General features: G+C 33.6%; 15 protein-coding genes and 1 tRNA gene. 6 read left to right on the plus strand and 10 right to left on the minus strand.

Annotated features, from left to right (window positions below; translation table 11 throughout):
- Positions 1-71 precede the first annotated feature (71 nt).
- Entirely contained in the window at positions 72-461 is a 390-nt protein-coding gene (locus Q0783_RS09290) for a hypothetical protein (protein WP_298894607.1), read from the plus strand.
- An 8-nt stretch (positions 462-469) separates the two neighbouring features.
- On the opposite strand, the gene Q0783_RS09295 is transcribed toward Q0783_RS09290, so the two are convergent.
- A complete protein-coding gene (locus Q0783_RS09295) occupies positions 470-1339 on the minus strand; it encodes a DUF4349 domain-containing protein (RefSeq protein WP_298894608.1) in 870 nt (289 codons plus the stop codon).
- Positions 1340-1471: 132 nt separating this feature from the next.
- Between Q0783_RS09295 and Q0783_RS09300 the strand changes: the two genes are divergently transcribed.
- Positions 1472-2359 carry a hypothetical protein gene (locus Q0783_RS09300; RefSeq protein WP_298894610.1) on the plus strand — a complete coding sequence of 296 codons (888 nt, stop codon included), beginning with the start codon at positions 1472-1474 and terminating at the stop codon, positions 2357-2359.
- Between the two features lie 59 nt (positions 2360-2418).
- Entirely contained in the window at positions 2419-2838 is a 420-nt protein-coding gene (locus Q0783_RS09305) for a hypothetical protein (RefSeq protein ID WP_298894611.1), read from the plus strand.
- Between the two features lie 9 nt (positions 2839-2847).
- On the opposite strand, the gene Q0783_RS09310 is transcribed toward Q0783_RS09305, so the two are convergent.
- From Q0783_RS09310 to porU, 7 genes are all read right to left on the minus strand, one after another.
- Positions 2848-3531, minus strand: a complete 684-nt coding sequence (locus Q0783_RS09310) for an SDR family oxidoreductase (RefSeq protein WP_298894612.1) — start codon at positions 3529-3531, stop codon at positions 2848-2850.
- On the minus strand, positions 3524-4507 hold the full coding sequence (locus tag Q0783_RS09315) for a M28 family peptidase (RefSeq protein WP_298894613.1): 984 nt from the start codon (positions 4505-4507) through the stop codon (positions 3524-3526). The genes Q0783_RS09310 and Q0783_RS09315 overlap by 8 nt, the downstream gene beginning before the upstream one ends.
- 90 nt (positions 4508-4597) lie before the next feature.
- Complete coding sequence (locus Q0783_RS09320; protein WP_298894614.1) at positions 4598-6226, minus strand: pyruvate dehydrogenase complex dihydrolipoamide acetyltransferase; 1629 nt, start codon at positions 6224-6226, stop codon at positions 4598-4600.
- A gap of 3 nt (positions 6227-6229) precedes the next feature.
- On the minus strand, positions 6230-7228 hold the full coding sequence (gene pdhA / locus Q0783_RS09325; RefSeq protein WP_298894615.1) for a pyruvate dehydrogenase (acetyl-transferring) E1 component subunit alpha: 999 nt from the start codon (positions 7226-7228) through the stop codon (positions 6230-6232).
- Between the two features lie 89 nt (positions 7229-7317).
- Complete coding sequence (gene cdd, locus Q0783_RS09330) at positions 7318-7800, minus strand: cytidine deaminase (protein ID WP_298894616.1); 483 nt, start codon at positions 7798-7800, stop codon at positions 7318-7320.
- Positions 7801-7874: 74 nt separating this feature from the next.
- Positions 7875-9104, minus strand: a complete 1230-nt coding sequence (porV, locus tag Q0783_RS09335; protein ID WP_298894617.1) for a type IX secretion system outer membrane channel protein PorV — start codon at positions 9102-9104, stop codon at positions 7875-7877.
- Positions 9105-9169: 65 nt separating this feature from the next.
- On the minus strand, positions 9170-13012 hold the full coding sequence (porU, locus tag Q0783_RS09340) for a type IX secretion system sortase PorU (protein ID WP_298894618.1): 3843 nt from the start codon (positions 13010-13012) through the stop codon (positions 9170-9172).
- Positions 13013-13263: 251 nt separating this feature from the next.
- Between porU and gldJ the strand changes: the two genes are divergently transcribed.
- A complete protein-coding gene (gene gldJ / locus Q0783_RS09345) occupies positions 13264-14946 on the plus strand; it encodes a gliding motility lipoprotein GldJ (protein WP_298894619.1) in 1683 nt (560 codons plus the stop codon).
- Between the two features lie 68 nt (positions 14947-15014).
- On the plus strand, positions 15015-16280 hold the full coding sequence (gene murF / locus Q0783_RS09350) for a UDP-N-acetylmuramoyl-tripeptide--D-alanyl-D-alanine ligase (protein ID WP_298894620.1): 1266 nt from the start codon (positions 15015-15017) through the stop codon (positions 16278-16280).
- Positions 16281-16524: 244 nt separating this feature from the next.
- Here the strand turns inward: murF and Q0783_RS09355 are convergent.
- A tRNA-Val gene (locus Q0783_RS09355) sits at positions 16525-16599 on the minus strand.
- A 159-nt stretch (positions 16600-16758) separates the two neighbouring features.
- On the opposite strand from Q0783_RS09355, the gene Q0783_RS09360 reads away from it, so the two are divergent.
- The gene (locus Q0783_RS09360; RefSeq protein WP_298894622.1) at positions 16759-18267 is read left to right on the plus strand and encodes a hypothetical protein; all 1509 of its coding nucleotides are present in this window, start codon (positions 16759-16761) and stop codon (positions 18265-18267) included.
- On the opposite strand, the gene Q0783_RS09365 is transcribed toward Q0783_RS09360, so the two are convergent.
- Positions 18260-20752 carry an Hsp70 family protein gene (locus Q0783_RS09365; protein ID WP_298894623.1) on the minus strand — a complete coding sequence of 831 codons (2493 nt, stop codon included), beginning with the start codon at positions 20750-20752 and terminating at the stop codon, positions 18260-18262. The two genes, Q0783_RS09360 and Q0783_RS09365, sit on opposite strands and share 8 nt — an antisense overlap.
- Positions 20753-20754 lie beyond the last annotated feature (2 nt).

Genomic DNA, 20754 nt, shown 5'->3' on the forward strand with positions numbered 1-20754 from the left:
TTCGTTTAACACTTGATGTGAGTCATTCATATCAGTGAAAATTGACAAATTATTTTTAGAGTCTAAGTACAATGAACCACCTTATCACCATACTTCTTATTACCATCTCAAGTTTTCAAGCCAAGCAAGAACAAAGTTTAGATGACTGGATCAAAGCGGTTGTTAATGATATGGTAGAATTAAATGATTTAGATAAATATAGTGATAGATCTATTTCTTCTGATATTGAGATTAATTTCATTTTAGTACAATCTACTAAGGATATCACCATAAAAGACGATAGTATTACCATGCTCATAAATAATGGAAAAGGGACGTATTGTACACAATTAAAATTTAGATATACTCAAAAAGACGGTCAGTTTTATTTGGTTTTTCCAGAACCATATAAAACGACCATCTTAGGTCAAGAGCGTTTGTTTGTTAACCCTTGGATTGAGAAAACCAATATTTGCGAGTAATAAACAGATTAGGCTTTTCTATTTTTAATTTTCTTTTTAACTACAAAAAACACAATCACACCAATAATTACCAATGGCCATATATAGATTAATCCTAGAATAAAACTTTCTATAATAGTCCATCCATTGTTCAAACCTTCTTTTCCTTTAGCGAAAAAGGTTTTAGAGTAGCTTTCTGGCTCTTCAGTATATTCGACGGTTTCATACAAATCAATTTGAATGGTACTATATGACACCTTATTTGTTAAATATTTTAAGCGTCCTTGAGCCGATTCGATTTCTTCTTGGATAATGCGTAGTTTATCTTCAGTTGCTAGAATATCTTCAACAGTAATCGCATTTTTTCGTAAAATGGATTCGTAACGTGTTTTCACTTCTTTTTTTGTTTCTAGTCGTGTTTGGATATCGATATACTCTTCAGTTACATCTTTTGTAGTTATGTTTTCGTACTCTACAAATTCTACCATAAAACCGATAGAATCCATCATGGTGTCAAAATACTGCTGTGGAATTTTAATGGTAAATCTGTTTTCCTTTTGGTACAGATTATTTTCAAACCGTAAATCGGAAATATAAGCACCATATTTTTGAGCGATGTGCTTTATTTTTCTGGTTGTTGTTTTGACGTCCTTAACTTTATATCTCGCATTTGCAGATTTAATTATTTTAAGATCGGCTGGCACCTGATTCATTCCAACTTCAGATTTTAGCGCCTTATCATTGCCGTCATAAACGGCTTCATAATCTTCATCGATATCAGCTGTAGTTACTTGTACACTCTCTTTATACTTGCTATCCATAGAGCAAGCCACACAAAAAAACAGTAGTACAAAAAGAATAAGAAATTTAATTTTTGATTTCACTAAGATTACATTCATAATTTTATATTTTTAATGATTATGAAACAAATCTAGAGTGCGAGAACACTTGAGGCTTGTAAAGCTCTTGTAAACCTTTTGTAAATTAATTTACAATTTGCAAACACCTAAAAATAAGACAACTACATCTATTTGAATTCTAAAGATACATATCAATTCAATAAGCTGAAATCGGCAGTAATCTCTAAATTCTTGGAAAAACACAGTGCATCTTCAGATGTTAAAAATTGGAATGGTGATGATATTGGATTGTTTCAGGAGGATTTGTTTTCAGAAGTAAAAGCTAAAGTAAGTGAGAAATGGTTTTACACGTATTTTAAAAATGAAGCTTCAAAATTGCCACGAATTGACATGCTTAATTTATTGAGTAGTTATACAGGTTTTGAAAATTGGAACGCGTTTAAATCTGCTCATATTTCCGAAGAAAAAAACAAAAAGAAGCGAACATTTCTATGGCCAGTTATTTTTATACCGATAGCCATCATTTTTTTGGTGACTATGAATTCGAAAAATGAATTTACGTTTTGTTTTCAAGATGATCTAAATACAAAAATTGTATCTGAATTGGATATTAAAATACTTCAAGATAACCAATCGCCTTTATATTTTAAAACGGATAGTGTTGGATGTTTTAATTACAAAACCGAAAAAGATAAGATTACATTTGTCGTATCTTCTCCATATTATAAAACGGACACTATCATTAGGTCTATTGACAGAAATGAGCATTACAGGATAAAACTTAAAAGTGATGATTATGCGCTAATTTTAAAGTATTATACCAGTGGAAATGTAAAAGACTGGTCAAGTCATAAGCAAAAGATAGAAAATATCATTCATGATGATGCAAGAATTTATAGACATTATCATAAGAATATGGGAGTAGAGATTTATTCAAAGAAAGAATTTGTTAGGCTTTTAACAATACCAACTTCATCATTAGACCGAATAAGAATATTGAATAAAGATTTTGATTACAATAAAAATCAAATCATAACATTACATTTTATAGTAGATTGAAAAAGATAATATACATAGTGTTCTTGGCCTTGATTATATCATGTAAAAATGATAATCAAATGTTTGCAGACAAAGAAATAGAGGCTACCGCTGACATTGAACTTGAAGTTGCACCAGAATCTTTATTGAGAATAAGCACGCAGAAATTAAATGAATATGTCGAACTCCTTAAACTAAAACAGGAACACCCCGAATTTGAAAGCGAGATTAATGCTCAACTCTTAAGTTTTACTTCAGATAGTTTAACTTTATCTAACTATCCTAGAGAATTTTCCATTTCAGATATACATCAAATTGGAGATACTAGAACTGAAGGAGATAGCTTAGAGTTATTTACTTTAGGCTTTACAGTTCATACAGATTTTGACACATTCAAGGATTCGGTTTTAACTAGCGTAAGCAGCAGGTCAGACTATACGCAATACGCAGAGGCTGTGATGATAAAAAAGGTCACGTTTTTGAAATTTAATAGTAATTAGAAAAATCAATTAAGGCGTCGAATTAGACACCTGTAACACCTTTCCGTTGTAGTATTTATTTCCGTTGAGTGCAAAGTCATGAATATACTCGGCCATTTCTAAAGCCGTGGTTGGTGCCTGATAATCAGGGAAAGCTTCTTTTAGCATTTCGGTTTGCACAGCACCCAAAGCCAACACATTAAATTGAGGACCTGTTTCTTTGTATTCTTCGGCCAACAACTCCGTTAACGTAATAACTGCACCTTTACTAGAACTATAGGCTGCTAATCCTGGGAACTTCATACTCCCTTGAATACCTCCCATACTACTAATGGTAATAACGTGGGCATCATTTTTCATATATGGCAATACAATTCGTGTGAGTTCAGAAACACCAAAGACATTTGTTTCGTATACCTTCGAAAAATCTTTAAATGTAGTTTCAGCAAATGGCTTATTGAGCAACATTCCAGCATTGTTAATTAATATATCCACATGCTTAAACTCATTGACAATGAATTGCTCTACTTTTTGGTAATCATCTTCTTCACATAAATCAAAAGCAAAAGACGAAATATTATCGAAATGTAGATTATTTACGGGTTGAGCATTTCTAGATAATGCTAACACATTATGCCCTTGGTTTGCAAACAAATGAACCAATTCAAAGCCAATACCGCGACTTGTACCTGTAATGATAATATTTTTACTCATCGTTTAAAAGGACTTCTTTAGTTGGTGCATTCATCATGCCTTCTAAAGCAGGAATCATTTTATTTATAAAGTTTGCCATGTGCTCATAATCCATTTTATCAGCCTCATCATCTACGTGATGATAATAGTCAAAATTTGTAAAATCAAATGTAGAAATGGCATGTGCAGGTATATTAAATTCTTTAAAAAACGGAAAATTGTCCGATCTCATAAATAAATTAAAGTCTTTTGCCTTCGGAAAAAAGCCTACAATCTCTTCACCTGCATATTTATTTAAAGTAGGTGCAAAGTTAGAACGATCATAACCACTCATATATGACATGGATTTTCCATCTTCTCTTGGAACACCAATCATTTCAAAATTTATCATTGTATAGGCTTTCATTCCTTTTTCTTTCAAACGTTTTGCCAAATGCGCCGAACCTTTTAAACCCATTTCCTCTGCATCATATAATGTAATTAAAATGCTACGCTTATTACTTTTAGATTTTGAAAAATAACGACCAAACTCCATAGCTGCAATGGTACCTGAAGCATCATCATTAGCTCCATTAGCTATACTATCACCATCAACAACTTTACCTTTACCTATATGATCGTAGTGACCTCCCAATATGATAAATTCATCTTTCAAATTTGGGTCATTCCCTTCTATCATTCCAACGACGTTGTATCCTGTAATATTCCCAAGTTGAAATGAATCACGATAAGATTCAAAATAAGGTTGTATCCCATTCTTCTTGAAGAAGTTTTCTATAAAAGTGGCAGCCTTCTCGCTACCTTCACTTCCTGTTGCTCTACCAGCTAGTTCATCTGAAGCTAAATACTCCATACTCTTTTTTACATCATCTATAGATATTGTAATTATCTCTGGTGTTTGTCCATCTTTTCCTGGTTGACCATCTCTACCTTTTAATTTTGCACTGCACGAAAGCAAAAACAGACATGCGACTAAAGACGTAATAATTTTATTCATTTGATATATTTTAAGTAAGGTTTAAAGATAAAAAAAACCTGATTCAAAAAAATGAAACAGGCTTTTATATTATATATTACAAACATGCAATTATACTAACATTGTTATTGGGTTTTCGATATAACCTTTTAATGTTTGTAAGAATTGTGCTCCAGTGGCGCCATCTACAGTTCTGTGATCACAAGCCATGGTTAATTTCATTGTATTTCCAGCAACTACTTGTCCGTTTTTAACCACAGGTTTAGACACTATAGCTCCTACTGATAAAATAGCTGAATTTGGTTGATTAATAATAGATGTAAAACTTTCAATACCAAACATTCCTAAGTTAGAAATCGTAAAGGTACTACCTTCCATTTCATCAAGGGTTAATTTCTTATTTCTAGCTCTACCAGCATAATCTTTTACAGCAGCTCCAATTTGTGGCAAGCTTTGTTCATTTGCAAAACGCACTACAGGCACTACTAATCCATCTGGCACTGCAACAGCAACACCAATATGTACATGATTATTTAATTGCATTCTATCGTCAAACCATTGCGAATTAACTTGAGGATGTTGTTTTAAAGCTAAAGCGCAAGCCTTAACGATCATATCATTATACGATATTTTTGTGTCAGGTAACGAATTGTACTGCGCTCGGAATGCTATGGCATTTTCCATATCAAACTCCACATTTAAGTAGTAATGTGGTGCAGAGAACTTAGATTTCGCTAAGTTTTTAGCAATAGCTTTACGCATATTAGAATTTGGTACCTCATCAAAATCTTCTTGACCAGTTGGTACAAATTTACCTACCGCTGCTCCTTGCGCTGCTGGTGTGAAGTTCTCAATATCACGTTTTATGATTCTACCATTTTCTCCAGTACCATTAACTTGAGATAAGTTGATTCCTTTTTCTTCAGCCATTTTTTTAGCTAATGGCGACACAAACACTCTACCGTTTGGTGAACTACTATTTGTAGTCGCTTTAGGTGTTTCTTTTTTTGGTTCTGATTTTAATACTTCTGCGGGTTTGGATTCCTTTTTAGGCGCTTCTTCTTGTTTTGCTTCGGAAGTAGTTCCTTCAACTTTAAAGTTTTTGGCTACACTAGAAACGTCTGTTCCAGCAGGTCCAATTATAGCTAATAAAGCATCTACCTTTGCAGATTCTCCTTCTTCTAAGCCAATATGTAATAGGGTACCGGACTGAAACGATTCAAACTCCATCGTTGCTTTATCAGTTTCAATTTCAGCAAGAATATCTCCTTCCTCAACCTCTTCTCCAACTTTTTTCAACCACGTTGCAACAGTTCCCTCTTCCATAGTATCACTCAAACGAGGCATAGTAACCACAATCACACCTTCAGGTATTTCTTGAGCTTCAGAAGCAACTTCTTTGGTTTCCGATTTAGTTTCTGATAATATTTTTGTCTCTTCGGAAACCTCTATTTCAGGCGTTTCAGGTGCTTTTCCATTTAACAGTCCAGAAATATCTTCACCTTCATCTCCAATAATAGCTAAAAGCGTATCTACTTTAGCAGTTTCACCTTCTTGAATCCCAATATGCAATAACGTTCCTTCATTGAATGACTCAAACTCCATGGTTGCCTTATCGGTTTCAATTTCAGCTAAAATATCACCTTCTTCAACCTTGTCTCCTACTTTTTTCAACCAAGCAGCGACAGTTCCTTCTTCCATGGTGTCGCTCAAACGAGGCATGTTAATTACTTCTGCCATAGCTTATAATTTGTGTTGTATGAATGGATAATCTTCTTGTTCGTAGACAGCGTCATACATGACGTTCTTTTCAGGGTATGGTGATTCTTCAGCAAATGTCTCACATTCTTTCACCAAATCTTTAACACGCTTATCGATAACTTTTATCTCATCTTCTGTCGCGTATTTTTTATCTAAAATAATATCTTTTACCTGAGTAATTGGATCTATTTTCTTGTATTCTTCTACTTCTTCTTTTGTTCGGTAGTGTTGCGCATCAGACATTGAATGCCCTCTATAACGATACGTTTTTACTTCTAAAAATGTTGGACCACCACCTGTTCTTGCCCTTGTAATAGCTTCATCAAAAGCCTCAGCAACCTTAATTGGGTTCATACCATCTACTGGTCCAGAAGGCATTTCATAACCACGACCTAACTTCCAGATATCGGTATGGTTTGCAGTACGCTCAACAGAAGTTCCCATAGCATAGCCATTATTTTCACAAACGAAAACAACAGGTAAGTTCCATAGCATAGCTAAATTAAATGTTTCATGAAGAGATCCCTGTCTTGCTGCTCCATCTCCAAAGCAACAAATGGTAACAGCGTCCACATTGTGATATTTATCACCAAATGCAATTCCTGCTCCTAAAGGAATTTGACCACCAACAATACCATGACCACCATAAAATCGATGTTCTTTAGAAAAAATATGCATAGAACCTCCTAATCCATTTGATGTTCCTGTGGCTTTACCGTATAACTCAGCCATAACACGTTTGGGATCAACTCCCATACCAATAGGTTGTACGTGATTTCTGTATGCAGTAATCATTTTATCTTTAGTCAGATCCATCGCATGAAGCGCACCTGCTAGTACTGCTTCCTGACCATTATATAGGTGAAGAAATCCTCTTACTTTTTGTTGAATATAAACTGCAGCAAGTTTGTCTTCAAACTTTCTCCAGAACAACATATCCTCATACCATTTAAGGTAAACTTCTTTTGTGATTTTTTGCATTGTTGGCGTTAATTATTTAAACGAATAACAAAAGTAACACTTTAGTTAGTAATGAAAAAACCGAAAATCGTAAATTTATTACGAAAACGTTATAGAAAACTTCTATCGAATCCTAGCGGCAATAAATTAGCTAGTGATGCAGATTTTACAATCTTTCCTGTTTCACCCATAAAATAGATCTCAATAGGCGACTCTTGCTTCACTTCATATTCGGCAATAGCTTGTCTACAAGCTCCACAAGGAGGTATAGGTGATACTGTTTGCTGCGTTTGTGATCCTGCTGTAAGTGCCATCTTCACAATTTTGGCTTTAGGAAATTGAGCTCCAGCATAATATATTGCTGTGCGCTCAGCACATAAGCCTGAAGGGTATGACGCATTCTCTTGATTATTACCAGTAATCACTTCTCCATTGTCTAATAAAATAGCTGCGCCTACTAAAAATTTTGAATACGGTGCATAGGCTTTGAGTCTTGCTTCTGATGCTTTGTTCATTAAGCTAACAATATCCTTTGGCAACTCGTCAAAGTTTTCAAAAACAGTTAATGTAGATTCTATTTTTACATCTTTCATTAGATAGGTATTTAGACAAAAAAACTATTGCTTTTTGAGAAACAATAGTTTTTAGTTTTAAATGATATTAACGACTAATATTCGTCATACGTTCCATCTCCAAAATTAAACGTTAGAGAAAAGCGCAATGTGTTTTCTAACGGACTCTGAACTTTCGATGCAGAGAACAAATAAGATAAGTCGATATTAATTGTTGTGTATTTAAATCCTGCTCCCAATGCGAAAAATTTTCTCGCCCCTTTTTCGTCACTTTCATTAAAGTAACCTGCTCTAAATGCAAATGACTCTTGGTATAAGTATTCTGCTCCTAAGGCCCAAGTAAATTCTTTAAGTTCTTCGCTAAAACCACCTGGTGCATCACCAAAAGATTGTAACGCTCCAGATAAGAAACTCACATCATTAGTTTGTCCTCCAGTAATAATTGTTGGCTCACTTTCATCAATATCTGGGGTTGATGCATCATCCGATGTTTGCTCACCGTCACCGTTAGTATCTACAAAACCAAATAAAGGTGGTGTTGGCACTAAAAGTTTAGTCACTTCGGCAGTAATTCCTAATTTGTTATACTCGTCAAAGATAAAATCAAAACCAGCTCCAACTCGTAGGTTGGTTGGTAAGAAATTTTCTCTTCCGCCATCATCATATTTAATTTTCGGGCCTAAATTTTGAATAGCAAAACCTAAACGAGTTCTACCATTAAAATTATTGTAAGCCTCTTCTTCACTTTGGTAAAATCCAGAGATATCTACACCGAATGATCCTGCAGCTTGTGCATTAGCATCTACTGCTTGAATTCTTAAATCTGATCGCAAATATCGTAACGCAACAGACATTGCAAACTGATCTGCTAAACGCAACGAGTAAGACGCATCTACAGTAAACTCATTAGGCTTTTCTATTAATGGTTCAGAAAATTCGTCAGGACGAATTTCAATTTCACCCAAACCAAAGTATTTAAAACTGAACCCAAAAGAGCTTCTATCATCAATTCTATTAAAATAGGTAAGGTAAGCGATAGAAATATCGTTAACTAGCTTACTTAAGTAAGGTGTATAACTTACTGCAATTCCTGATTTCGCTTCAGAAAATGTGTATTTCGCTGCATTCCATTGTTGTGAATATGCATCTACCGAAGTCGCGACTCCTATATCTCCCATACCTGCTGAACGCGCATCTGGCGCAATGAGCATGAATGGAACACCAGTTGTAATTACTGTAGACTGGTTAGGAAATGTAATCGTTTCTTGGGCATTTGATAGGTTAAACACCGACAATGTAATAAGGGCTAAAATGTATTTTTTCATCTGTAATTTCATGTTCATATCAATGCATCTCTACATTGAATATATTAGGCAAATATAAATCTTTATTATAGTATGACAAGTTTTTCGATTTTTTCAACTTGTTTATTTAAACGGTTAGATCTCACTTTTAGTTTATATACGTAGACACCTTTTCCGATTTTATCACCAAAATCGTCTCTTCCATCCCATACAATATCCTTAGAAAGTGAACTGGTTACTTTACTTCCTCCGGCTGTTTGGCCATTTAGAGTTCTTACCAGTTTTCCTGACACAGTAAATATCTGTACTGAAACGTCTAAAACATCTGAACTATTGTGATTGAACCAAAATTCGGTATAATCGATAAACGGATTAGGGTAATTTAAAACGTTACTAATCACTAATTCTTCATCTTTATCTCTTACTAAAAACTCTATTTCGGCTGTAGAAGAGTTATTATACACATCCCAAGCTTTTAAAGTAAGCGTATGTAATCCAGGTTCTAGGTCTCTAAACGGATAGCTCAATGTGCCTCGCTGATAATCGTCAACATCGGCTTGATAATAATCGTTTAACACAAATGGATTGGTTTCATCTCCATCAATTATTGCAGTAATATCGTGACCAATACCACTAGCTGTATTTATACCGTTATCATCTTGTAACTTAGCAAGTAATGTTGGTTGTTCATTGGTAATTCCACCAGAAACAAAATTTTCATCATTCATAAAGAGATTGATCACTGGGCCTATATTATCTTCTTCGGCATTCTCATTAATACCTCCAACTTCAAAGTCGAAATTATATCCTGACTTGTCATCTAAAATATTATCCTGTTTAGAATAAAAACTTACTTTTCCAGCGCCAACAGGAATACCAATATCTCTAGGCACAACAAATTCAAAATCAAATCGACCTTCTGTAACTGTTGCTTGGCCTTTAAAAATAGTTTCGCCCAAGGTTTTGAAATTTAATATGATAAGTTGACCATTATCAGTAGTACCATCGTTACCTAACGTTTGTCTATCGATTAGTTTATCTAAAACAGTTGCAGTTAAAACACCATTGTAATTTGATAAAAAGTTACCAGCTGTATCATAAACCTCGCCAGACATTTTTACGCGATCTAAAGCCTTTAATGGTTCGTTAAATTGATCTAAAGGTGTATCATTTATTTGTGTTAACCTTACTTCTGGTCTAGCAAATGCTAATTTCATAGCGGGATCTCCGATGTAGAATACCAGAGTTTTTTGTGGGTTTCCAGCTAAGGCTGGGTCATTTTTTGTAAGTCGCAATGCTTCGGCCATCGTAGGATAGTCGTTTGAACCATAATTAAATAAATATTCATCTAAAACAACATTATAACCAACACCAGCTGTCACAAAAATCTGTCGAGTTGTAGTTATCAATGCAATAGCACCTCCTTCTTTATTCCAATATGTAAATTCTCCAGCAGTCGCTCTTTGAGGGTTGTCAAATTTGGTATATTCACAAGTTACGGTAACAAAAAGCGTAAACTTGCATACATTTTTTATGTCTTGAGCATCTACCTTAGTAAAGATACGTTCACCAGCTAAACCGTCTTCACCTCCATGGCCAAAATAATTAACAACTAATGCACCAACTTCTAATGCATCTTTAATTGTTTTATTAACTTCTGGATAACGTTCTCCGCTAGCGGTAGATTGTTGTTGAAATGCGTCTGTATGCACTTTAAAAACATTCATAAATGGTTTTTCTTGAGTTACCTCATCTCCTATTTCATCAGTAGTATTCTGCAAAATTTTCTCCCATGATAGATTAACATCATCAGATATGGTTACAAAATTATTTCTCCAACTTCCAAAAGCTTCTTCACCATAATAGCCTTCAACTTTATCAACAAGTTCTTTTGCTCGCTGAGGCGTATCGGCAAGCATTCTTCCAACTGCTATATCCAGACGATCTCCACTATTCAAGTCGCCTTCATCTTCATCCATCATTCCGTAGAAATCATCAGAAATAAATGACGATGTCAAATTAAAGCTTTGATAAGAACTCCAGATAGGTATAATGTTAGTATTATTTGAAACTCTATCTTTATAATCATAAGATGCATCTCCAAAAAGACACAAATACCTTAATCTTTTATTTGGGCTACTTGCATTTTCGTAGACATATCTTACCATATTTCTAATGGCAGCGATATCTTGGTTTCCAGAACTAAACTCGTTGAATATTGATTCAAGCTCTACTACTTTTACAGTTAAGTTATATTGGTCTCTATTAATTTGAGCTAAGCGTTCTGCTTGATTAAGATAGTTGGCTCGGGCAACAATAATATAGTCTATATCTTCAAATTCGCCTTGAGCATTTTGAAAAATAGTTCCTTTAATATTTTGATTGTTAACCGACGTATTAGCATCTCTTAGCGGTTCAAAGTAATCCAAATTCGTAACTGTAACATATTTTTTACTTGAACCGGCTACATCTTTAAAGCTCAAGTTTTGATTTGAATCTGAATTTATAATAGTTTGAACATTAAATTTATCGGTAATGTCCCAAATTTCTTGAACATTGCCTGCATTACTCATTGTATATTGAGCAATTCCAGGGTTTACAGTCACTTCATTATTTTTAAATACTAGTTGTGTGCCTTCGAAGTTAAGGCCTCGGGTAGCTTCAATTGAAATATAATCTAAATAGGCAGTTGCAGAAGGATTTCCATTATTATTAAAAATCAAGTCTATTGCAACATCCTGTGATGTCAAACTTACGTCTTCATCAAAAGTACTTCCAGAAGCCAGTACAGGGTCATCAATAGGATTGAATCCCTGAGTACTTATTAAGTTACCATTTAATACGATTTGCATATTAGTAGGTATATTTTCACTAACACCAGCAGTTAAAATCCTTACTTTAGCAGGCTCAGTAGTTACAAGATTTGGGAATGTAAAATTAAATGTTCTTTCGTTTTCAACATCAAAACGCTCTCCAAACCAGCGACGACCAATTTTAGCTATACTATTTTCATCTAGTTCATGAAACTGATAGTCTTGAAACGTATTGACTTCAATAGTAGGCTCATCTTCAGGTTGATTTAATACTTGAATGCGTTTTCCAGAAGCACCGTCAGTATTTATAAAATAATAAGATCGATCAGTATATGCGTTGATATTAGTATCACTTTCTTCACTATACTCTGTGGGTCCTTCGGCATAAAACAAAATATAATCGTCGTTATTAAATACGCCATCTTCTTCACCAACAAACTTTATGGCATTTTCAGTTAGGTCAAGAGGATAGAACTCACTATTTAGAAAAGGTAGCATTGCTCCTCCGTTTCCATAGACCTTTATAGTTCTAGGATCTACATTTGTATTAACTCCTATAGAATTTAAAAACCCTTTAGTTAATCTAAAAACACCTGATTTATCAACATAAAACTTATGCCATGAGCCAGAGCTAAGTACAGAATTAGTAATCTCTTGATTATTTAAACCATTTCTATTTAAAGCTTCATATTGGTAAGTGACAGTAAACGATGTAATTTTTTTGTAAACGCCTCGATCATTAATTATTGGTGTGATTTCCAGATATGCCGAAACTTTATCTCTATCTACAGCATTATATAATAATACCTTTGGACTACTTGGTATTGTAGATAAAGGTAAATCTCTAAGTTCTGTGGCACTAATATTTTGATAAGAAACTTGACTTAATTCAACAGAGTTTTTATTTACATAAGATGTTTCTTCCCATTGAGCGTAAAACACTAGACCGTTATCTCTAAGAAAGCTTAAATGCTTTTTATCAAAACTAGGAATTTCAATTGTTGAATTTTCAGTTTCTAAAATAATTGGTTCATTCCAAGAGATATCAAATTGCTTTTGTTGGGAATAACCAAAAAATGAAGCTAATATTAAAAGTAAAAGTAAATATTTTTTCATAGTCAAATAACGTCTATAAACTCGCTATATTATAGAGTCTCAATTTTTTATTCAAAATTACAACAATAATTGATTTATTCAACCGTTATTAAAGACAAAATACATCGATAAACTGACCAAAAATCCGTTATTGTGTACAAAAAAGAGGATGAAATGCAACTTTTTTTGCAGGATTTTCGCAAAAAATGTTGTTAGTTTACCTTTAATTACTATATTGCGTCTCTAAAATTTAATTAGCTTACTTAAAAAGTATGGATATGAAAAACGTCTTAAATCTAAGGATACTAATAGCCCTAGTACTATCCTTAACAATTGTTAGCTGTAGTAGAAACACTTCAAAGAACACTTCTAGAGCTACGGGATGGAAAATCAACGATAAAAATGGTGGTTTTCAGTATAATGACAAATTCGAAGAGCAAGAAACTGGTCCTGGATTAGTTTTTATTGAAGGTGGTACCTTTACCATGGGAAAAGTTCAAGATGATGTTATGCATGATTGGAACAATTCTCCAAACCAACAACACGTTCAGTCTTTTTATATGGATGAAAGTGAGGTAACAAACAAAATGTATACTGAATACCTTGATTGGATAAAAAGAACTTATCCACCAGAAGAAGAAAATTATAGACTTATTTACGAAGGTGCACTTCCAGATACACTAGTATGGAGAAACCGTTTAGGTTACGCCGAAATGATGACAGAAAACTATTTACGTCATCCAGGTTATGGAGAGTACCCAGTTGTAGGTGTTAGCTGGATTCAAGCAGTTGAATTTGCTAGCTGGAGGACAGATAGAGTTGCAGAAATGGATTTACAAAACGCTGGATACCTTGAAAGAGATTCGCACTTAACGTCTTCTGCGGAGAGTAATTTTAATGTAGACACTTACATTAATGCTCCAACAAAAACATATGGTGGTAATGATTCAATCATTAACCCAGAAAAATCTAGACGTAGAGTACAAACTACAGCTGCTGGTGATACTATAAATACATATGCTCGTAGAGAGTCTGGTATTTTCTCACCTGATTACAGATTACCTACAGAGGCTGAATGGGAATATGCTGCATTAGGTTTAAGTGAATTAAGAAGTTATAATGTTTACAGAGGTCGTAAAAAATACCCTTGGGATGGACAATATACACGTTCTGGTAAAAGAAAAACCAGAGGTGATCAAATGGCCAATTTCAAACAAGGAAAAGGAGATTACGGTGGAATTGCTGGGTGGTCTGATGATGGTGCAGATATTACAGCGCAAGTAATGTCTTACCAACCTAACGACTATGGTTTATACGATATGGCTGGAAATGTTGCTGAATGGGTAGCTGATGTATACCGACCAATCGTTGATGATGAATTTAACGACTTTAACTATACCAGAGGAAACGTATATTACAAGAATGCAATCAACGAAGATGGTACTGTTAAGATCATTACTCCTGAAGAGATTGTTTACGATACATTAAGTAATGGTAGAATTGTTGCAAGAAACCTTCCAGGTGAAATTGCTTTAATACCAGTTGATGAAAATGAAACATACTTAAGAACTAACTTCGATAAGAGTGACAACAGAAACTTTAGAGATGGTGATGTAAGATCTTCACGTCAATATGCTGATAATTTTGATGAAGAAGAAGGTGAAGGAGCAGATGATAATAATACACGAAAAATGTATAATTCACCAAGACACAATGTTGAAAAAGATTCTACAGGCGCTATTATTAAAGAATATGATACGTCTAACGATAGAACATCATTAATTAATGATGAGGTTAGAGTTTACAAAGGTGGTTCTTGGAGAGATAGAGCTTACTGGATTGATCCTGCTCAACGTAGATATTTCCCACAAGATATGGCAACCGACTATATCGGATTTAGATGTGCAATGTCTAGAGTTGGTTCTAAATCTCAAGGAAAGAAGAAAAGAAACTAATTATTTTTTTTGATATAAAAATAAAGTCCTAGTCGTAAAGATTAGGACTTTTTTATTACATTTATTTTATGACAATAGACACTATCTATCAGCATTTTTTAAAGTGCAATACTGTTAGTACAGACACAAGGAAAATTACTAAAGACTGCATGTTTTTTGCTCTTAAAGGCGGCAATTTCAACGGTAACACCTTTGCTAAAAACGCTATAGAAAATGGAGCATTATTTGCAGTTATTGACGAGGAAGAATTTCAATTTAGCAATCGGTATATATTAGTAGATGACGTTTTAAAGACATTACAGGATTTAGCAACCCTGCATAGAAAAACTTTAAACATTCCTATTATTTCTCTTACTGGAAGCAATGGTAAAACAACAACCAAAGAGCTTATTAATAGTGTCCTTTCAAAAAAATACCATACTACAGCAACGGTTGGAAACTTGAACAACCATATAGGCGTACCATTAACTTTGCTCTCTATGACAAATACAACTGAAATAGGCATAGTTGAAATGGGAGCAAATCATCAAAAAGAAATTGAATTTCTTACAAATATTGCATTACCTGATTATGGTCTTATAACTAATTTTGGAAAAGCTCACCTCGAAGGTTTTGGTGGTATTCAAGGTGTGATTAAAGGGAAGTCTGAATTATATGATCATTTAAAAATGCATGGTAAAACTATTTTTGTAAATATAGATGACGCTTTACAAGTCAAACAAGTTGGAGACTATGAAAAAGTAGTACTATTTGGTTCAGATACCAAGTTACAGGAATCTCAGCCCTATGTGAACCTAAAATTTAAGAATCATATTATTAAAACACATCTCACAGGTGCTTACAATTATAATAATGTATCTGTAGCTATTGCCATAGGCCAGTATTTCAAAGTCTCAGATGAGCATATAGCAGCCGCTATTGAGCACTATATCCCAAATAACAATCGATCACAGATTATTGAAAAAAATGGTCATCATATTATACTAGACGCTTATAATGCAAATCCGAGTAGTATGACTGCCGCTTTAAACAATTTCAATCAACTTGATGGTGTTAACAAAGTAGCTATTTTAGGTGATATGTTCGAATTAGGTAAAGATGCTAAAATTGAACATCAAACTATTGCTGATTATGCAAATCAACTAGGCTTAAAGCACGTCATCTTAGTTGGTGAAAATTTCTATGCTATAAATTCTAAAGCTGATAATACCTCGTATTTTAAATCATTTGAAGCATTAAAAAACACCTTTAAAATGTTTCAGTTTAAAAGCAATATGTTTTTAATAAAAGGTTCAAGAGGCATGGCTTTAGAACGTATTTTAGACCTGCTCTAAAGACGTAAGGTCTAGGCTTGATCACATATTTAATTTATAAAACAAAAAAATCCACACTTGCGTGTGGATTTTCTGCGTGTTGTGGGCGCGAAGGGATTGTATATACCTTATGCTTCCCCTTTTGCAAATAGAAAATCTAAATGCAAGTGCATTTCTTTTTTTATTTCTACAAACATTCAAATTTTGAATTTGAGTTTATTGAAATAAAAAAATCCATACTTTCGTATGGATTTTCTGCGTGTTGTGGGCGCGAAGGGATTCGAACCCCTGACCCCTTGGGTGTAAACCAAGTGCTCTGAACCAACTGAGCTACGCGCCCTAAATATTGGACTGCAAATATAGTCTAGATTTTTAATTACCAAAAGCTTTTTTGAAAAAAAATGAAATAATTTTTTTAAGCAATTAAATACCAAAAAAATAGTCTTAATAATACTGTTCTAATTTATTTTGATATTTTTAAGTCTTATAAAAATTCAATTTGAAATACATCTCATTTATTGACCAATTAGATATTGATATTGAGGCATTATCTCATATCGATTCTAATGGAATTATTAAACTTCAAAAGCAGCTTAAAGCAAAAGCTATGCTTGGCGATGCCAATAATTTAGGTGAAGTTGCTAATCTTATTGAAAAGTTGAAAGATGAAAGTATTAGACAACATCATATTTTTGTTGAAAAGCACATCTGGTTGAAACAACTTATTTCTGGAGATTATAAGTCCATCAAGCAAAGCGAAATTACTGTTGACAAATCTCTGATTAACAATTTAGACGACCTAAAGTATTTTCTCGCTCCTTTCTTAAAGGAAAATTTGAAAGTGTTTTTATCTGAATCACTCAGTAAAGGTAAATATGTACTTATGCTGAAAGTCCTCATTGAAAACCATCTCTTTTCTGAAGAAAACAATCAATTGGTAATTAATTTCTTTAAGGCACGACTTAATTATGCTGCCGTATATTTGAGAGAAAATCGTTTGAAAGACAAAGAGTACCCAATAAGTTTTATTACCAACAAAGTATTTATTAATTGTCTTAATGAATATCCCGATTGCTTTAATGAAGAAATACAAGAACTCAATTCGGAAGTTATAGACGTGTATAATTCTAAACGTAGAAACATAGACAATAAACAATTTAGATTTACTGCAAAAGCCATGGTAGCTTTTTCTATACTGGACACTTCAAATATATTTCTAGAAGAAACCTTAAAATCTAATGCCAGTATTGCTAGAGAATATACGTATCCTTCGAGGTCAAGCCGAAAAACTGGATCTGGATATGGAGCTTGGAGTGTATTTGTAATTATTATGATTGTGCTTAGAATTATTTTTTGGGTAGCTAGAGATAGTAATCGTCCTACTATTAGTAGTTATCCATCCTCCAATAGTGGTATTAGTTGGATGTCTGATCTAGGTAAAAATAATATTATTGAATTAAATAATATCTTATCGGTATATCCTAGAATAAGTAAGAACAAGCCTACGGTACCTTTATATCAAAAACTCTATGATAATCCTTATCACCCTAAGTTCCATAAGTTTTACCCTCCAAAGTCTGAAGGAGATATTTCAAAATTTGACACTTATGTTACCAATAAAACCGATAAAGATCTCATTATGTTCATGCTATACAAGAATAATGACAAGTCTATTTATATTCCAAAGGGAGAACAAGCACCATTACAAATTAGTGCTCGAGATACTATAGTATTCTATTCTGGAAACGACTTTGTGAATTTTTCAAAGTCATCGCGATTTTTTAAATCTGATGCGCATATGAGTAACCTTTTAATCATTGACAGCATTCAGTTTACTAAAGAACACTTTATAGATATCTTCCCTGAGAATACAAAAGTAACTCTGGCAGGTACTGAAGTTATTACACAAAAAGTAGATTCTATATATTCAAAAAACGTTTTCTATAAAAAGATTGGACTTCTCGCTGCGCGAAACAAAGCCTTTATGGATGCCATACGCTCTAACTAAGCCCTGTTCTACTATCATCTTTGAAGTTTTTCTGCTTTTCCTTTTCATAATCTGGTAGTAAAGCAGACAACCCATATACGATGTGACGCAAGGATTTGTAATCCTGTTTTTCCATAGCTTGGTCACCTTGCTTGAATAGTCGATCTGCTTTCCGTTGATTAGAAAAATCTGTGCAAAATTTAAGATTCAAGAAATACGAAATAAAGTTTTCATCACTTGATTGAACAATGGCATCATATAACTCATCTAATTCTTTGATTTTTGATCGGATTAAATATTTATTTCCTGAATTGATAACTTCTCGTTCATTTTTTATAATTCGAGCATATTTTTCTTGGAAACGCTCATTCTCTTCTTTGTTTAAATGGTATTCCAAGCTTGACTTTGTATCTCTGTACTCTTCAATTTCATTGGCAATAACCTTATTACGAGTTAAATCGTCAAAATCCTGAATGAGTTTTCTCTTTTTATCATCAAGCTGAAATTTAGTATCAGAAACATCATTGTCATCTATTAACGACGCAGCAATTTGTGTTTCAATTAACCCTACCCTTATTGTTTCTAACTGTTGAGAATACTCAAAATTCTCATCAGAATTATTAGATTTTATTAAGTCTTCGACGTCACCTAAAACTGTATTTATTTCCATATTGATCTTACCAATACTTATGGCTCTTTCAGACTCACTAAACACATTTTTAAATTCTTGATCACAAGACTGCAAAAACACGTTAATCTTCAAATCACGGGATTCTGTCACTTCAATCTCTATTTCAATATCTGTTCCTTTAATCAAATCTTCTTCAAGATCTTTCCCAGATATTTCTATGTAACCAATACTTAAACCCGAACTTGGTAATCCTTTAGACTTTCCTTCAATAATATTAATAATCAAATTTGATTTTGATTGTTGTAATATCGTTTTAGATGCTGTTTTATATATTTTCTTTTTGAGTGGTAAAATACTACCCTTAGCAAATACCTTTTCGAGTCGTGTTGCAGAAGCATCTAAATCATCAACTTCCATACAGATATCATTAGGCAAAGGTTGCCCCTGAACATTATAGCTTCCTTGGTTTATGGCCACAGAATCTAGTGTCTTAATAACATCAAGAGCTGAATTTAACAGCTGAATTTTAAATTGATTTAATCTTCCCTCAAGTAACGGAACAAACTCAGAAAAACCGCCATCTTCAATAGTCTTAACTCCAGAATCGTAACCACCATCTTTTCTCATAATCCTGAAACTATTTGCTACATCAGAATTGATCTTTCCGGTAATAAGTTCTTCTAAATCTCTAGTATTTTGCTCATAAAAGAGTCTTACATCTGGCTCGTTGTCTTCAATAATTTCTTTTTCAATTTCAACTTCAGATACTGAAGCTGGTTTTGAACCTGCATAGTAGGCAGCACCATGAACTACTGCTGATGTTGGGTCTATACTAGAGTTTACTTCAACACCAATAGCTTCTGCTATTCGCTTTTTTATTAATGGCACATATGTACTACCGCCAATTAATATCACGCGCTCTATTTGAGAGTTTAACAATTGATTATTTTTTATAACATCTTGAATAAATGTTATTGTTTGTTCAACTTTTGGGGAAATTAAACCTTCAAATTGCTCACGCTTTATAACAAACTGATCATAGAAATTATCATCATTAATATCGATGTCAAGTTCAATTTCGGTTTCTTCGTAATGCGACAGTTCTTTTTTTGCTTCCTCAGCAATTTTAAGCAATTCAAAATAGAGACCTTTATAACTAGTTTCTTTAGATTTAAGGTCTCGCCATAGGTTTGTAAGCCCTAGTTTGTCTTCAATAAATGGAACAATGATATGCTCAACTATAAGATTATCAAAATCTGCACCTCCAAGATAATTATCACCAAGGTTATCAGTAACCTTTAGTTCTCTATCATTAACCTCAACTAAGGCGACATCAAATGTTCCACCTCCAAAATCGTAAACAATCCAGTTTTGTTTATTGGTTACTTCAATGGCTGATGTATTAGCAAATGCAAGACATGCTGCAATAGGCTCCTGTAATAAGACGACTTCTTTAAAACCTGCCATATATCCTGCTTTTTTTGTAGCATTGGATTGTATTGTATCAAATGATGCGGGAATTGTGATGACCACAGAATTGAGTGTGTCTTTGTCGTTTACAAAATTTTTGAGCTCTTTCAGTATTAATGAGGATAACTCTATAGGAGACATCTCTTTGTTGATTGAAGGCACAAAATAAGTGTCTTGTGTTCCCATTTTTCGTTTAAAGAGCATACAAATATTCTCGGCATCTTTCTCTAAATAATCAAGTGCTTTATCGCCAATAACGGTTCTATTTCCGCGAAAAGCTATACATGATGGTAAGGTTTGTTTTAATCCTAAGGGATTATTATAAATCTTGATATTTCCATCATCATATTTAGCAATGAGGCTGTTAGTTGTCCCTAAATCTATAGCAAAGTTTATTGTTTTCATTC

Origin of the sequence: uncultured Psychroserpens sp. (genome assembly GCF_947500255.1) — a bacterium.
Classification (GTDB): Bacteria; Bacteroidota; Bacteroidia; order Flavobacteriales; family Flavobacteriaceae; genus Psychroserpens.

What these genes read in the sequence shown, in the direction of transcription:
- Q0783_RS09290 (WP_298894607.1), top strand. Translation starts at nt 72, where the DNA reads ATGAACCACCTTATCACCATACTTCTTATTACCATCTCAAGTTTTCAA.
- Q0783_RS09295 (WP_298894608.1), bottom strand. Translation starts at nt 1,339, where the DNA reads ATGAATGTAATCTTAGTGAAATCAAAAATTAAATTTCTTATTCTTTTT.
- Q0783_RS09305 (WP_298894611.1), top strand. Translation starts at nt 2,419, where the DNA reads ATGTTTGCAGACAAAGAAATAGAGGCTACCGCTGACATTGAACTTGAA.
- Q0783_RS09310 (WP_298894612.1), bottom strand. Translation starts at nt 3,531, where the DNA reads ATGAGTAAAAATATTATCATTACAGGTACAAGTCGCGGTATTGGCTTT.
- Q0783_RS09315 (WP_298894613.1), bottom strand. Translation starts at nt 4,507, where the DNA reads ATGAATAAAATTATTACGTCTTTAGTCGCATGTCTGTTTTTGCTTTCG.
- Q0783_RS09320 (WP_298894614.1), bottom strand. Translation starts at nt 6,226, where the DNA reads ATGGCAGAAGTAATTAACATGCCTCGTTTGAGCGACACCATGGAAGAA.
- pdhA (WP_298894615.1), bottom strand. Translation starts at nt 7,228, where the DNA reads ATGCAAAAAATCACAAAAGAAGTTTACCTTAAATGGTATGAGGATATG.
- cdd (WP_298894616.1), bottom strand. Translation starts at nt 7,800, where the DNA reads ATGAAAGATGTAAAAATAGAATCTACATTAACTGTTTTTGAAAACTTT.
- porV (WP_298894617.1), bottom strand. Translation starts at nt 9,104, where the DNA reads ATGAAAAAATACATTTTAGCCCTTATTACATTGTCGGTGTTTAACCTA.
- porU (WP_298894618.1), bottom strand. Translation starts at nt 13,012, where the DNA reads ATGAAAAAATATTTACTTTTACTTTTAATATTAGCTTCATTTTTTGGT.
- gldJ (WP_298894619.1), top strand. Translation starts at nt 13,264, where the DNA reads ATGGATATGAAAAACGTCTTAAATCTAAGGATACTAATAGCCCTAGTA.
- murF (WP_298894620.1), top strand. Translation starts at nt 15,015, where the DNA reads ATGACAATAGACACTATCTATCAGCATTTTTTAAAGTGCAATACTGTT.
- Q0783_RS09365 (WP_298894623.1), bottom strand. Translation starts at nt 20,752, where the DNA reads ATGAAAACAATAAACTTTGCTATAGATTTAGGGACAACTAACAGCCTC.